At 40.1% G+C, this 14,304-nt stretch carries 9 protein-coding genes and 1 tRNA gene; 1 reads left to right on the forward strand and 9 read right to left on the reverse strand.

Translation table 11 applies throughout. The annotated features are described in order from the left end of the window. From AXF17_RS00060 to AXF17_RS00075, 4 genes are all read right to left on the reverse strand, one after another. A partial coding sequence (locus AXF17_RS00060) for an FtsW/RodA/SpoVE family cell cycle protein (RefSeq protein WP_237049046.1) occupies nt 1-1,388 on the reverse strand: 1,388 nt, incomplete at its 3' end. Between the two features lie 122 nt (nt 1,389-1,510). Further along, a complete protein-coding gene (locus AXF17_RS00065) occupies nt 1,511-3,172 on the reverse strand; it encodes a glutamine--tRNA ligase/YqeY domain fusion protein (RefSeq protein ID WP_094233245.1) in 1,662 nt (553 codons plus the stop codon). Nucleotides 3,173-3,358: 186 nt separating this feature from the next. Further along, nucleotides 3,359-5,812: an ABC transporter ATP-binding protein/permease gene (locus AXF17_RS00070; protein ID WP_094233246.1), complete on the reverse strand. Its 2,454-nt coding sequence runs from the start codon at nt 5,810-5,812 to the stop codon at nt 3,359-3,361. A 2-nt stretch (nt 5,813-5,814) separates the two neighbouring features. Continuing rightward, nucleotides 5,815-8,439, reverse strand: a complete 2,625-nt coding sequence (locus tag AXF17_RS00075; RefSeq protein WP_094233247.1) for an ABC transporter ATP-binding protein/permease — start codon at nt 8,437-8,439, stop codon at nt 5,815-5,817. 270 nt (nt 8,440-8,709) lie between these two features. Here AXF17_RS00075 and AXF17_RS00080 point away from each other — a divergent pair. Next, nucleotides 8,710-8,783, forward strand: a tRNA-Gly gene (locus AXF17_RS00080). 331 nt (nt 8,784-9,114) lie between these two features. On the opposite strand, the gene AXF17_RS00085 is transcribed toward AXF17_RS00080, so the two are convergent. The 5 genes from AXF17_RS00085 to AXF17_RS00105 form a co-directional block, all read right to left on the reverse strand. Beyond that, nucleotides 9,115-10,644, reverse strand: a complete 1,530-nt coding sequence (locus AXF17_RS00085) for an SMI1/KNR4 family protein (RefSeq protein ID WP_094233248.1) — start codon at nt 10,642-10,644, stop codon at nt 9,115-9,117. Between the two features lie 77 nt (nt 10,645-10,721). Then, on the reverse strand, nt 10,722-11,342 hold the full coding sequence (locus AXF17_RS00090; RefSeq protein ID WP_094233249.1) for a hypothetical protein: 621 nt from the start codon (nt 11,340-11,342) through the stop codon (nt 10,722-10,724). A 92-nt stretch (nt 11,343-11,434) separates the two neighbouring features. Next, nucleotides 11,435-12,808 (reverse strand): class II fumarate hydratase, encoded by a 1,374-nt coding sequence (fumC, locus tag AXF17_RS00095; RefSeq protein WP_094233250.1) that lies wholly within the window; start codon nt 12,806-12,808, stop codon nt 11,435-11,437. 379 nt (nt 12,809-13,187) lie between these two features. Continuing rightward, a complete protein-coding gene (locus AXF17_RS09830; RefSeq protein WP_408631984.1) occupies nt 13,188-13,373 on the reverse strand; it encodes a restriction endonuclease subunit S in 186 nt (61 codons plus the stop codon). Beyond that, nucleotides 13,366-14,268 carry a restriction endonuclease subunit S gene (locus tag AXF17_RS00105; protein WP_330398547.1) on the reverse strand — a complete coding sequence of 301 codons (903 nt, stop codon included), beginning with the start codon at nt 14,266-14,268 and terminating at the stop codon, nt 13,366-13,368. The genes AXF17_RS09830 and AXF17_RS00105 overlap by 8 nt, the downstream gene beginning before the upstream one ends. Nucleotides 14,269-14,304: the final 36 nt, after the last annotated feature.

Consider the following 14,304-nt stretch of genomic DNA (forward strand, 5'->3'; position numbering starts at 1 on the left):
GAGTTCACCGCAAAGAGAGACAGCGTTATGATGCATAAAACAAGCAGAATAGCTATTATTAAGCCCCACTCTTCAGTCACAAATCCGAATACAAGGTCTGTGTTGGAGGCTGCAACCGTTTTGAGTGAGCCATTTCCAGCTCCGAGCCCAAGCATTCCGCCCCCAGATGCATATGACATAGTTCTCGTTTGCTGATATCCCATACCATTGATGAAATCCGGCTCCCAGACGTGTCCCCACGCTTTGAATCTGCTGAGTATATACGGCTTAAACCTGAGTACCATTATGCCCATGATACCCGCAGCACCGATAGTAAGTATAAGTCTAGAGAAGTCACCACTTCGCAGAAATGATATTACCAGATAAGTCACGAAGAATATTAACGCTCCTCCGAAGTCTCCCATCTTGGCTAGGCAAGCCAGGCAGAACAAAGAGAATAGCATGAAACCGTAGAGATTCTTCTTGTTGAAGAGATTCTCCATAGTGGCTGCTCCAATACAGATGAATGCAAGCTTGACGATTTCAGACGGCTGAATCGAGATGCCGCCTATTGTAACCCAGTTTGCAGCTCCGAATTTGGTCGTACCGAATATTACGTTGAAAAGCAGTAGTCCTATCGCCAGTGCTGCGAGCACCGGTTTGATTTTCTCCGTCCTCTTGAGGTCGCGCATATAAATGCACATGAATATGAAGATAAATATACCGACTAGTGTCGCGATATATTGCTTCATAGTGAGTGTCGGATTTGCAGAAGTCGTGACCGCCAATCCTATCGTCGACATAAAGAAGGCTATCATCTCCATCTCGAAGCCCTTGCTACCCATAGCTCTGAACAGTATTACATAAACCCACATCGTTGCAGAAAGCAGCGGAATTGAAAGAAGCGCCCCTGGAGTCAGATTCGTCCCCATGCCAATTATCAGCTGTATCATCGTTAGAAACTGAAATGCAGTGATAGCAACCATAAGCGGCCATGGCGAAACGGGTTTCTTATCCATCGAGCGCATAGCATCGTTATTCTTCTCCTCTTCGACACTTATTGCAGCGAGAGTGCACTTTGCACCTCCCATGATAATTTCGTCGCCAGGATTTATTATGTATTTCTTACGCGGAATTAGCTGGATACCATTGATTACAGTTCCATTCTTGGAATTCAAATCCTTGAACATCCATTTCCCGTCTTTGCGGCGAATTAAAAGCGCCTGCGTATTTGAAATCGTATCGAGCTCAATACGTAGGTCAACAGATGATGATCTGCCGATTATATTCTCCCAATGTGTAATCGGCAGAGCAACGCCGTCCTCAACTGAAAGGTATCCCCAAACCTCTGGAGTCACCCTTGTTGAGAGCAGCGACATGATGGACTTCATAAGAATGTAAACTGCCAAAATTACGAAGGCCCATCTCGACACTGTCGTTATGTATTTTGCGAAAATAGGATTATTCTCGACAAAAGTAAGTACGGATGCAAATAAACTATCTATGGTTACCACCCCATTTACAGTAATCTCTATTTCTTCCAGGAGCTCTTGAGGCTTACAATGCTGTTAAACACCTTCTCGTCATCAGTCGTTAGTTCGCTATCCGCAATATAATATCCTTTGCGGAAGAACTGAAATCTCTCGCCAGCCTTGACATCGGCAACTGCCGGTTCCGCATAGCCCCAAGTCTCACGCAGCGAATCAGGATTGAGCTCTAGGCTCCCCTCCTCATTTTCAAGCATGAGGGTCTGATACTCGCGAATCTTGATCTTCACTGCTGTCGAAGCTTCTACGAAATGAATTGTACCCTTTACCTTGCGATTTCCACCTTCGGTTCCACTCTTGGTCTCCGGATCGTAAGCGCAGAGCAGCTCCTTGATTGAGCCATCTTCGTTCTTAACAACCTCGTTGCAAGTGATGAAATAACCACCCTTGAGTCTAACCTCGTTGCCAGGGAATAGTCTGAAATACTTCTTAACAGGTTCTTCCATGAAATCTTCTCCGTCTATCCACAGTTCACGGCCAAACGGGAGTTCTCTCTCTCCAAGCTCTGGAGCATTTCTATTGTTCTCAACTGCACAAGTCTCGATTTGGCCTTCTGGATAGTTTGTAATCACTACCTTGATCGGATCCGTTACGACATTACGAGCAGCAACCTTGAACTGAAGATCATCCCTCACGCTAGTCTCGAGCTGCGCAAAGTCGACTGTCGAGTTGGACTTAGCTACACCGATATCGTCACAGAAGTTTCTGATTGCCTCCGGTGTGTATCCGCGTCTTCTTATGCCTGCGATTGTAGGCATGCGTGGATCATCCCATCCTGAAACAGTGCCCTCATCAACAAGCTTCTTGAGATATCTCTTACTCATCATCATGTTGGTGATATTAAGCCTTGCAAACTCAATCTGTCTTGGCTGTGGGTTCCAAAAGTCAACTTCATTGAGTACCCAATCGTATAGTGGTCTGTGATCCTCGAACTCAAGTGTACAGATAGAATGCGAAATTCCCTCAATCGCATCCTCAATTGGATGTGCGAAATCGTACATCGGATAGATGCACCATTTGTCACCTGTGTTATGGTGAGTAGCGTGAGCGACTCTATAGATAATAGGGTCTCTCATGTTGATGTTAGGTGAGCTCATGTCAATCTTGGCACGAAGCACCGCTTCTCCGTCACCATACTTTCCAGCTTTCATATCTTCAAAGAGAGCTAGGTTCTCCTGAGCTGTTCGGTTTCTATATGGACTCTCCTTACCAGGCTCAGTGAGCGTTCCTCTGTACTCCTTCATCTGCTCAGCTGTGAGCTCACAGACATAAGCCTTGCCCTTCTTGATCAGCTCAATCGCTGCATCATACATAGTATCGAAGTAGTCAGATGCCCATCTCTTCTCATCCCACTCGAAGCCTAGCCAACGCACGTCCGCCTCGATGGATTTTACGTATTCCATATCCTCCTTTACAGGATTGGTATCGTCATATCTGAGGTTGCATTTTCCGCCATATTTCTTAGCCGTTCCGAAGTTTAGGCAAATAGACTTTGCGTGTCCAATATGCAAATATCCGTTAGGCTCCGGCGGAAACCTCGTGTACACCTCTTGGTACTTACCCCCCGCTAGGTCTTCATCTATCATGTTGTGAATGAAATTACTTCTCATTGTAGTTTCTAGTGAATTATCTTTATCGATAGCCATCGCTCGCCCTCCTCGGCTTATTTTACTGCATGTTCGCCAAGTCACGAACGCGAGCCATCTAGCGACTAACTGATGCGTCCATAACTTGGCGAATGCACTGAATTTCTTAAAATTATATCATAATCATGCAGGTTTCAAAAGGCAGCGCAGTCCTCACGCTTTAAAAATACTGTGTAGATTATATGTCTAGATATCCACTCTCGCTAGTATTGCTGCTGGTGTCTTGCGCATAGTCTGAACCACCGGTATTAAACCCGAAACCAGATTAAATACTAGAAGTAATGTAAAGGTCAACATTGCGACCCATGGCGCCAACAGGAATTTCGAGCCGAACAAAGTCGTAGTATTACTCAACACATAGTAGGCTGCTGCTATACCGGGAACTGCAGTGAGAACTGTGATTACAATAATCTCACCTGCAAACATTCTATATACATCACGCTTTTTGAGTCCTATAGCTCTCATCGTTCCGATTTCTTTGATTCTTGACAAGAACGAGGATCTGAGCATTAGGAACATCTCTATAAGAGCTATGAGTATAAGTAATCCAGCCGCCGTCACCGTGCTTCTAAAGTTTTGAGACTCGGACTTTTCATAATTGTCTCTATCACGATCATAATTAACCTGTACAGTATATCCCTCATCTGTCAGCTTCTTTGCCATGGCAGTTGGATTTTGCGAGTATACAGATACGCTTCTTTGCTTGGATATATATCCGAGCAGTAGGGTGTGGTTAGTTGTATAGTATGCATCATCATCTTGTGAATCAGTAGTATAGTAGCCAACCACCTTAAGCTTGTGATTATTCACTTTGGCACTAATTTCCTTGTTAAGCGGCATCTCTTCTTCATGAGTGTCCCGCACTAAAACCTCGTAGTCATTAGCCGGAGCTTTACCCTTCTTGATTTTGAGAGAAGATGGAGCATACCCATAATCTGAAATAGGATTTTCACCCTCTTGTTCATTGCCTCCACCCACTTCATCGGAAGGCACGCCAGATGGTCCTTCAAGTGTAGATCCACTTTCACTATACATAAGCACATCCTGACACTTACTATCAGCAAAGAAAGCCGATGGCGAATTAACGTTTGAGATACCGGTGATTGTAAACTCTCCAAGATTTTTGACCTTGAGCTTTCGTCCAATTAAATCGGAACTCTTAATCATTCCAACTTCCTGAATAGCTCTCGCCTTAAACATCTTGTCTACCAACATTTTATCGATAACAACACCTTTATCATCTGTAGGCAAAGAACCCTTGTATAAATTGGATTTTTTGAGCGAACTGATAGGTGTCACCGATGCATTAAATTTTAAAACATAATCCGAACTCTGCAGATATTCGGTAAAAGGCATCACTAAAGTTGCCTGGGTATTCCCCGCAAATGCAGCTTTTGCTCCTTCAGTGCTTCTGAGTTTTTCTACCAAAGTTGGATCTTTTTTTGCATTATTTACAGTAATATAATTACTATTTGTGGTAAGGAAATCTTTTTCCTTGATATCGAGCACCCCAAATACGTTACTTATAGCAACGAAAGTAAATATAGACGCGAATACAAACCCGACAAGCAGAAGTTTCTTGAGCCTGTTAAGCTTTGCAATTGTCCTAAACCCATTAGTAAACATCCTGATCGGCGAGTACAACGATGTGTATTTTGCCTTGTACCCATTCGGGAGGAACTTATCGTACTCAAAACGATTTTCCTCATAAATACTGGAATCCATAGCAGAATAATGGTCATCAATAAGCTCTATATTAGAGTTTTCGTCGATAACATTGTACCTGCCTCCTGTGTTAACGTACAAATTACCTGCTCTTAAGACTATTTTAATACCTGCTTCCGATAGCCCATCGCTATACACATCTACCTGTACGTCTTCATTTCCATATGAATCATGCTTTGGCATGTCTTTGAGGTAAATCTTGTTCTCAAGCTGATAATCCAAATAGTTTTCGGTATCATTTTCCCGATCCCCCACTATCTTACCGTCTCTCATATCTATGATTCTGGAAGAGTAGAATTCAGCAATTTTCTTCTCATGTGTAACGAGAAGAACCAGTCTGTCTTTGGAAATTGTCTTGATGATGTTCATGACCTCGATTGTGTTTGCACTATCGAGGTTTCCCGTTGGTTCATCGGCTATAATTATACGTGGATTCTTGACAATGGCACGCGCGATTGCAACGCGCTGTCTTTGTCCACCGGAAAGCGCATCTGTCGTTTTGTTCCTAAATTGGTATATTCCTACTGACTTCAGACAATAGTTGACACGCTCTTTAATCACCTGTCTGTCCTTTATGCCAATCATTCGCAATGCAATTGCAACATTTTCAAATACAGTCATCCTATCGAGCAGATTGAAATTCTGGAAAATATATCCAATTTTGGCATTACGAATTGAATCTATCTTTGATGACCTCATCTTAGATATACAAGCATCATCAACAAAGATCTGCCCCGAATTAACCTTATCCAGTCCCCCAATCGCATTTAACAAAGTTGTTTTACCACAACCGGATGGTCCGAGTAACGCTACTATGCCACTCTCCGGGAGTTCTAGAGAGGTATTGTTAATTACGTGTATTTCATTGGCTCTACGTTTATTGAAATACTTATTTACATTATGTAATTTAATCATTTCTAGTCCTCCTCTCTATAAATATTCATTGCCGACTTTTTAAATATCTTGCGAGAATACCTATTTGCAATCAATAGTGACATGAGCATCAATGACACAGTAAGGATTACATAATCCTTCATCTCAAGATACAGTAATGCTGATTTGAGTGGTTTTATATTCACAATGCCTTTTGACATCAAGTATATACCCATAAAATCGACTACTAGCGCAAGTCCCATCATTATCAGTAATTCTATGCGAAGTATTGCACTTGTGTTCTTCCTTGTTCCTCCAAGTATTCTAAGCGTTGCATAGTAAGAGTTCCTTGATTTCATAACAAGCCTAATTATTGTATATGCTATAAAAAACAATACTACGAATCCAATTCCTGTAAATACAATTTGAGTTAATCTAGTTATGAACATTATAGGAGATGGATTCTTCATATTCATTTTCTTCATCGCAAATGTCTTATAGGCTGCATTTTTCTCTATTGCTGCGGTTATCGCATTTACGTTGAGGTCATTGTCAGCAAATATACTTATCTGGTAGTTCCCCTTATCATAGAGAGCTGCTGCATCCTCCGGATTTATATAAACCCTTGCGGCCTTGCTATCATATTCATCCTTTGATAATCCTAGCAGTTTGGATGCGTTGTTTTTAGTTACACTCTTTGTCGTTTTAAGTGAAATATCTGCCGAATAATATATATTAGATATCGAAATTCCAAGAGGCTTATTTTCCCATTTCTCATCCTTATAATTTTTATTCTGATCTTCGTATATATAAGCTTCTCCTTTAGGAACATTAGAATTTGATGCTATAAAGTCCCTTGCATTAGACTTATGTATCTTCTGTCCGTTGAAGTCAATTACAGCTTTTGACTTCTGACTAAGTGTGTTAGTTACAACCTTACTTGCAAGCACATTCGAGCAATAGTACTTAACATTTCCAGTTAAAGGATTAACCCCCGATTTGACCGGATTGTCATAAATGATGATTCCGGTTACTCTGACTTTGCCAATTTGCAAAGTCTCACCGCTCGCATCGTCGATTAGTTCAAATTCTTTTCCTATAATTTCATTCTTATTACTCTTAAGGTCACCAGACGCCTGTGCCGTTTTGTCTGTAACTAAAACTATATCATTATCTTTCTCCGGCAGTGTTCCATATGTAAGTTCTTTTGCACTTATTTTCTGCCCTGGATTAAGCGGCCCTGTCACGAATATATTAGAATTTATTGAAAGCGTGGTGTCCACAACGAGATCTTCTTTTACTATATTTTTGACATGTTTGATTTTAGAAAGCTTGTTATAATCTTCATCTGTAAACGCAGAATTGTCTTTCTTCTTAACAATAATTCTATCAGCACTAATGTTATTGAAAAACTGATTGGTTAGTCCGTTAACTTCCTGTCTATGAAGCTCATCTTTTGTCGTGGCATACTGACCCAACACTGATGTTGCAACAAAAATATATATTATAAACAGCAGTATAAACTTAGTAGGTAGGTTAAAAGCATTCCTAGTTCCAAGTCTAATCTCATTAGCAATACCCATCTCATCATATCTTGAAGTTGAACCTATATCATTCAGTCTTCTCGAAATTCTGTTAGAGTTATTAACGTCTACTGTATCAGGCTTATCTTCTTTTATTGACTTTTTACTAACAACTGTTTCATAATCTTTTCTGTCCGCAATTCTTGCTGCCCTTCCCCTGCGCATAGGTACAGGTTTTATCTCATCACCATCAACATTTTCTTGTCTTAGTCTTTCGGCAACATCCGAGTATTCTGAATTATCATTCACAAAGTCATTGTCATCATCTATTACTTCTAAATTAGAATCTTCAACCCCTGGAAGAATGAGATTCGGTTCATCAATAATACTATATTCTTGATCACAGTTTCTTACCGAATTATCTTGTTCATCAACACCAGAATCATTATTCTCTTGGCGTTCTCTAATTTTCTTATCTTCGATTATTTTCCCATCGTGTACAGTTATCTTTCGGGTGATCAAATTCTCAACTTGCTCATAATTATGAGTTACTATTACTACCAGTTTTTCCTTAGAAATATTGTGTAAAGTTTCCATAACTTTGGCTGCAGAAACTGTATCCAAATTACCCGTCGGTTCATCTGCAACTATAATAGGTGCGTCTTTTGCAAGAGCTCGTGCAATCGCTACTCGCTGCTTCTGTCCACCGGAAAGTCTAGATGCCTTCGTCTTCGTGTACTCACCCAGATCTACGAGTTCAATAAGCTCATTTACACGTTCTTTGCACTCGCCGTGCTTCATCCCGCACATAAGCATCGAAAGCTCGATATTCTGATATACGGTATAACTATTAATCAGATTAAAATCTTGAAAAATATTGCCTATAAAATTCTTTCTATACCGCTCATAGTCCTCGGTTTTGAAAGCACTGGTATCCTGTCCACCAACAAACATCTCTCCTTCTTCGTAAGTGTCTAGCCCAGAAATTACGTTGAGCAAAGTGGATTTACCGCTTCCACTTTCTCCTGTAATAGCAACAAACTCGCCCATATCTAGGGTAAGGTCTACTCTAGATAATCCCGTGCTAACAGTGTCTTTGTTGGTGTAATATTTAGACACCTTATGTAGCTCAATCATGTGTGACATATGTTCCTCCTGTGTTCATAACTTAAACTAAAGAACACTCTTTCGTATAATCAGATTGTAAATGGGCTGGAAAAGGTTTTCAACAACATTTATATTCATTAATATATTGCTAATAGATTATTAATAATTTGCTTAACTTCTTACGAAATTTCTTAATTTATGTGATAGATGATTAATATATGATTATCACTTATATGATATTGCAAGATTATAAATTGACTAATCATTGCCACTCGCAGTATAATCATTTTGTACTAAACTCACTCATCTGCAGGTGTAGTTTAATGGTAAAATTCGAGCTTCCCAAGCTTGCGTCGAGGGTTCAATTCCCTTCACCTGCTCCAGATAAAAACAGACGGTTCATCCGTCTGTTTTTTGTATATAACGAAATGGGAATTTAACCTGAGACGCAAGCAATAAAATCGAAGAGGGGGCAGTTTCGGGTGTATACTGGCGTAGACACACCCGAAAAACCGCTGTCAAGGAGCGAAGCCCGCAGTGCGGCGCCGAAGGCGTCCTTGATAGCGGGATATTCCCTTCACCTGCTCCAGATAAAAACAGACGGTCTAGCCGTCTGTTTTTGTATATAGCAAAATGGGAATTGAACCTGAGACGCAAGCAATAAAATCGAAGAGGGAGCGTATTCGGGTTCGACGCATGAATCGTTTTTAGGCTCTACTTCTTTAAGCACACATAGAGAGTTGGAAGTCCATTATCTCTATCCTCTTTTCCTGTCTGCTTATCAAAAAATCCTATATTGTCAAATCCCTCAAAGTTAACAAAGTCACCAAGTTCTTTATTCGCCATGAGGTTATGAATTTTGAACATTAACTCCTCTAAACTAAAACATATTCCATCATCAGATTTAAGGTATACTATTATCTTTACTTGCCACATTCCATCATTTTGCTTTTCTTTTAAGACCTCTGCATCATTAAAAAGAATTTCATTTTCATGAAGCTGCTTAGTGCTCTTTATATACGCCTTATATACAACAAGCAGTTCCCCTGCATTTATAGGAGCATTAACATCTTGTGCATGCCAGTCTTCGCCGAAATTCTCTATCATGGCATCATCAAATTCCACGGCAAAGGCATATCGAGAATATTTATGCTGATCAAATATCCAGTTTACATCGTAGTGGCCTGCGAGCTTCTTTGACACTCTGGTTGTATACTGCCATCTTTTTTCGTACTCAGGATCAAAATCATCATAGTTGTCAACCTTTGTTTTTTTATAATTTACGTATTCCTTATAAATCCTAGGAAATTCGGTTTTATGTTCCATAAGAAAACCTTCGATACCGCTGCTTTCTATAGGCTCTATACACCAATCTACAACTTTTTTATCCTTAGTGATATCAACTGCTTTACCAAACATTTCAAGTGCTTTTAGCATATATTTTTCAATGTTTGGGAATCGCCTGTAGGTATAAGTATATCCATATCTATAGTACCAAATTGCATCTCTATCTGACTCCGGAATAAGATCCATGATTTCAATGGCTTTCTTAAACTTTCTATCATTGTTGTACGCACGTGCCAGGGCTCCAAGAAGTCTGCTATTCAGATTCTCTATACCCACTGCATTAAGATATTCAATGACACGTTTTATCTCGAATTCGTCATTGAGTCTATCTATGAAGAAAACCTGTTCATCTTCGTCCAAGCTCTTAAACTCATCAATCGTTACCATTGTTATGTATTTGCGAAGTCCTTTTATAAAGTTCTCAAAGTTTTCTGCGAGCAAAGTTTTCTTGTAGTCGTTTACCTGATCTATAAGAACCACCTTAGGCTCTCCCTTTGCTCCACATTCGCTATAGTCTAGGAATATCACCTCATGACAATCGCTTGTGGTTAAGGCAATAGGAAGTCCAATGTCCGGATAACCCCACTCCTTACATATCATCTTTGCGCCACTATCCCCGCAAATAGAATACTCCAGTTTGGAATCCACACCATAAATAGCGGTGAGATAAACAGGTACAAACTCCTCATCTTCTTCATAGTAGAAAAGAGAGTAGAAAGGTGCACCTCCATTTTGGATACTTAATAATTCTATATATGAGTCAGGAAGCTTATATCCTAATTCGTCCTCAACACGTTTTACATCTTGTTCTTTTAGCACGCCACCGTTGAAGTATATCAGCTTATCGCTATCGTTATACCAAAACGCATCCCAATCAAAGTTTTCAAACGCCTTCATATGTAATCCTCAGAATTTTATTCATTCAAGTTTGTCCACATTTTAAACAGGAGGTTCATCCGTCTGTTTTTTATTTATTATGCACGAATTATTATCTGCTTGGACTGAAAATCTCTTCGCAGATTCCCATGTACTCTCTTTATCATGTTGCCATACGGATTAAGTATATCGTCGATATCAAATTCATCGTATGGAAGCAGGCAGTAGTAATCATTTACATGAGTCGGTTCAGTAACGCCTTTGCGAGTTTCAACAGACACTTCGCCTTTTCCTACTATATGGAGCACTTGAAATTCATCATCATAAACGATTTGCTCGATATCCTCGTCAGCTATGAAGAATGTGTACACCGTCAGTTTCTCCTGATAAATATAATAAATTCCCTCATCGCTCATCTCGTACCTGACATTAAGTAGCCCCTTAAAAGGCGGATTGCTGATTATGTTGCGCTGTCTTCCTGCCATGAAAATTATGAGTGCCGCAGCCCAAATTGACACATGCAGATACCACTGCGGTACACTCGTATGCTTAATCGTGTAGTACAGCATCGCCAGAATTATTCCGAGTCCGATTAGGAGCGTCGCACCAACAACAGCGTTTTGCTTCTTGCGAGTAGGATGTGCCTCTGCCCATCTATTGCAGAGCATTTTTACCATTGGTAGCTGGCAATAATATATATCTCGTTCGTTGTTTTCCATGTTGACCTTTCTATGCATGTAAGTCGCGTGGCTTTTGCCAATCGTCCTTAATTGCTTTCAAATGTTTTTCCCCTTTAAGCACTCATAAAATCTTACTTTTCCGCCCCTGTCATCGCCATGAGATCTATCCATGCGTCGTATTCTTCGGCAGTAAATAGTCCAAGAGAAGTCCCAGCTTCGCACAGCGTCGAATTATCCGCATGAGCTTTCTTCGCAACCTTTGCAGCATTCTCGTATCCGATATGTATATTGAGTGCAGCAACCACCATAAGCGAGCGGTGTGCGTTTTCATCCATCTTGTCAGTATTCACTGTGATGCCTCTTACACACTTTTCTTCGAGCGAAATTAGTGAATCAGCTAGCAGGTTCGCAGACTCTATAAATGCATCTATGAGCACCGGCATGAACACGTTGAGCTCGAAGTTGCCTTGCGAGGCTGCCATTCCAACTACTGTGTCGTTGCCCATGACCCTTGCGGCAACCATCGTCGCAGATTCAGTCTGAGTTGGGTTTACCTTGCCCGGCATGATCGAGCTTCCCGGTTCGTTTTCAGGAATCTGAATCTCCCCCAGTCCGCATCTCGGACCACTAGCAAGCCACCTAATGTCATTCGCCATCTTCATCATATCCGCAGCAAGTGCCTTGAGTGCACCGTGTGCAAATACGTACGCATCCTTGGAACTCAAGGAATGGAACTTATTAGGCGCAGTGATAAATTTTTTCTTAGTCAGACTCGAAAGTGCTTCGGCAGCTCGCTCAGCAAATCCATCTGGTGCATTTAGCCCCGTTCCAACTGCAGTTCCACCGAGCGCGATTTCCCTTAGTCCGTCTAGCGATTTCTCGATATTGTCATAGTCATGCTCGAGCATCGAGCTCCATCCGCTGATTTCCTGTCCAAAAGTCATAGGAACTGCATCCTGCAAATGAGTCCTTCCAGTCTTGATGACTTTCATGTATTTTTCTTCAAGCGATTTGAGCGTATCTATCATAGTAGTTAGCGCTGGTAACACTCTGTCTTCTAGTGCAAATACCGACGCGATACTCATCGCCGTTGGGAATGTATCATTAGAGCTCTGTGACATGTTGACATCATCATTTGGATGGAGCACGGCTACACCAGCCATCTCCTTTGCACGTCCAGCAATGACCTCATTTACATTCATATTTGTCTGCGTACCGCTACCAGTCTGGTATACGACGAGCGGAAAATTGTCATCCAGCTCACCGCTCAGAATCTGATCACAAACCATCATTATGTAAGAGGCCTTTTCAGGAGCCAATCTGCCGAGATCCATATTGGCACAAGCAGCAGCATTTTTGAGATAGGCAAATGCGCGGATAATCTCAATCGGCATCTGCTTTCCAACCTTGAAGTTCATTGAACTGCGCTGTGTCTGAGCGCCCCACAGTTTGTCTGACGGCACCTTTACTTCGCCCATCGTATCGTGTTCAATCCTGTATTCCATTTAGGCCTCTTTTCGAATTATTAGTAATAAAATATAGGATAGGCAAGGCCACTCGACCTGGTTTTTGACCCCACACTTGCCTTAACCCGAGTTTCCCGGAGGACTTACTTCTAAGCTACGCCATGATCACTGCCGTCTCCGCAGCAGCTTACGTGGATCCCTTTGCCCGTAGCTGGCTTGGACTTTCAACCACGAACATGACCTTACAATATCCTACTTGTTAGAATACCATTTTAAACACAGGTTTACCATAGCTCCACAATTTCATTTTCTAACATGGCATTTTTTATGTAATTAAGCAAGTCTATCCCAACTCTCGAAAAATCCATTCCAATCTGCACCTGCTTTATTTCCGGAAGATTTATAAATGTTCAACTTGTTATTGCAATTTTCGATTAGTATTACTTACAAAGTTAGTAATACCGTTATTAGAATCTGTTGCTCCTATAAATGGCATTTTACCTTCATTCATGTTTGCCTTTGTAAGGCTAACACCAGAGTTAATATTGCAAATTTCGTCCAAGAAAAACTCTTTCCACTCGACCTTATCAAAATGGTTATACATTATATATATATTCGTCAAGGTATTTTAAGATATTTTTTATCTGTTTTTGTTCTATGTTTTTTATGAAATTCTCCATGTATTTATAGTTCACTTCACCATCAGAAACTGGTAGCATTATTTTTTGCCTTTTTAGCCTACCAGTTCCCATTTTATATCCATAACCATATTTATCTTTTTGGCTAGTAATTGCATGTGTAATAAATAATGCAGTATATTTATTTTTTATAAACGGTTTTAATTTCCTTGTATCATTACCATATAAGGCTTCATAGCAGTGATAAAATGCACATCCAACAGAACCATTACGATTTACTGATATACACTCTGATTCCATTGTTTTATTTTCGTTTCCTACAAAATATCCTATACCATTATTATTTGCAGTGGCTGTGATATATGGAGTATTACCAATTGTTCTCTCCCTTTCATATATATCTTTTCCAGAATAAATTTCAGCAACCTCTTCAATGAAAATTTCTTTCCAATCAACATCGTTTAAAACTTCAGGACAAACAACCAAATCAAGCAGTATACTCTTGTAGTACTCTTTTAATTCTTCCCTTTGCTTATTTTCTCTTTCCTTGATGTATTCTTCCATAAAATTCCAATTAATTTGATTATTTTTATCAACTGGAAGTAATAATTTATTCCTTAAAACTCTTTCTTTCCCAACTGGGTATCCATAACCATATCCTTTTGCTTTTAAATAATTATCTATTATTGGTATTAAGAATTTTGAATTAGTTATATTGATAAATTCATTATTTTGTAATACCAAAATATTTTGACTACAAGTAAAACTATATTTCTGATAAAAGCATTTAGGTTCTCCAACCATAGAAATTGTTAAACTGTTTCCTTTATTTATTTTTTCTTTTTCTCTTGAATTTATAATCTAAGTGCAACTAAAAAAGATTCATAGCTTTCTGAT

This window comes from Mogibacterium pumilum, from assembly GCF_002243385.1.
In the GTDB taxonomy this organism is placed as follows: domain Bacteria; phylum Bacillota; class Clostridia; order Peptostreptococcales; family Anaerovoracaceae; genus Mogibacterium; species Mogibacterium pumilum.

Coding starts and splice junctions, on each gene's coding strand:
- AXF17_RS00065 (WP_094233245.1), bottom strand. CDS start 3,172: ATGGCTATCGATAAAGATAATTCACTAGAAACTACAATGAGAAGTAAT.
- AXF17_RS00070 (WP_094233246.1), bottom strand. CDS start 5,812: ATGATTAAATTACATAATGTAAATAAGTATTTCAATAAACGTAGAGCC.
- AXF17_RS00075 (WP_094233247.1), bottom strand. CDS start 8,439: ATGTCACACATGATTGAGCTACATAAGGTGTCTAAATATTACACCAAC.
- AXF17_RS00085 (WP_094233248.1), bottom strand. CDS start 10,644: ATGAAGGCGTTTGAAAACTTTGATTGGGATGCGTTTTGGTATAACGAT.
- AXF17_RS00090 (WP_094233249.1), bottom strand. CDS start 11,342: ATGGAAAACAACGAACGAGATATATATTATTGCCAGCTACCAATGGTA.
- fumC (WP_094233250.1), bottom strand. CDS start 12,808: ATGGAATACAGGATTGAACACGATACGATGGGCGAAGTAAAGGTGCCG.
- AXF17_RS09830 (WP_408631984.1), bottom strand. CDS start 13,373: ATGTATAACCATTTTGATAAGGTCGAGTGGAAAGAGTTTTTCTTGGAC.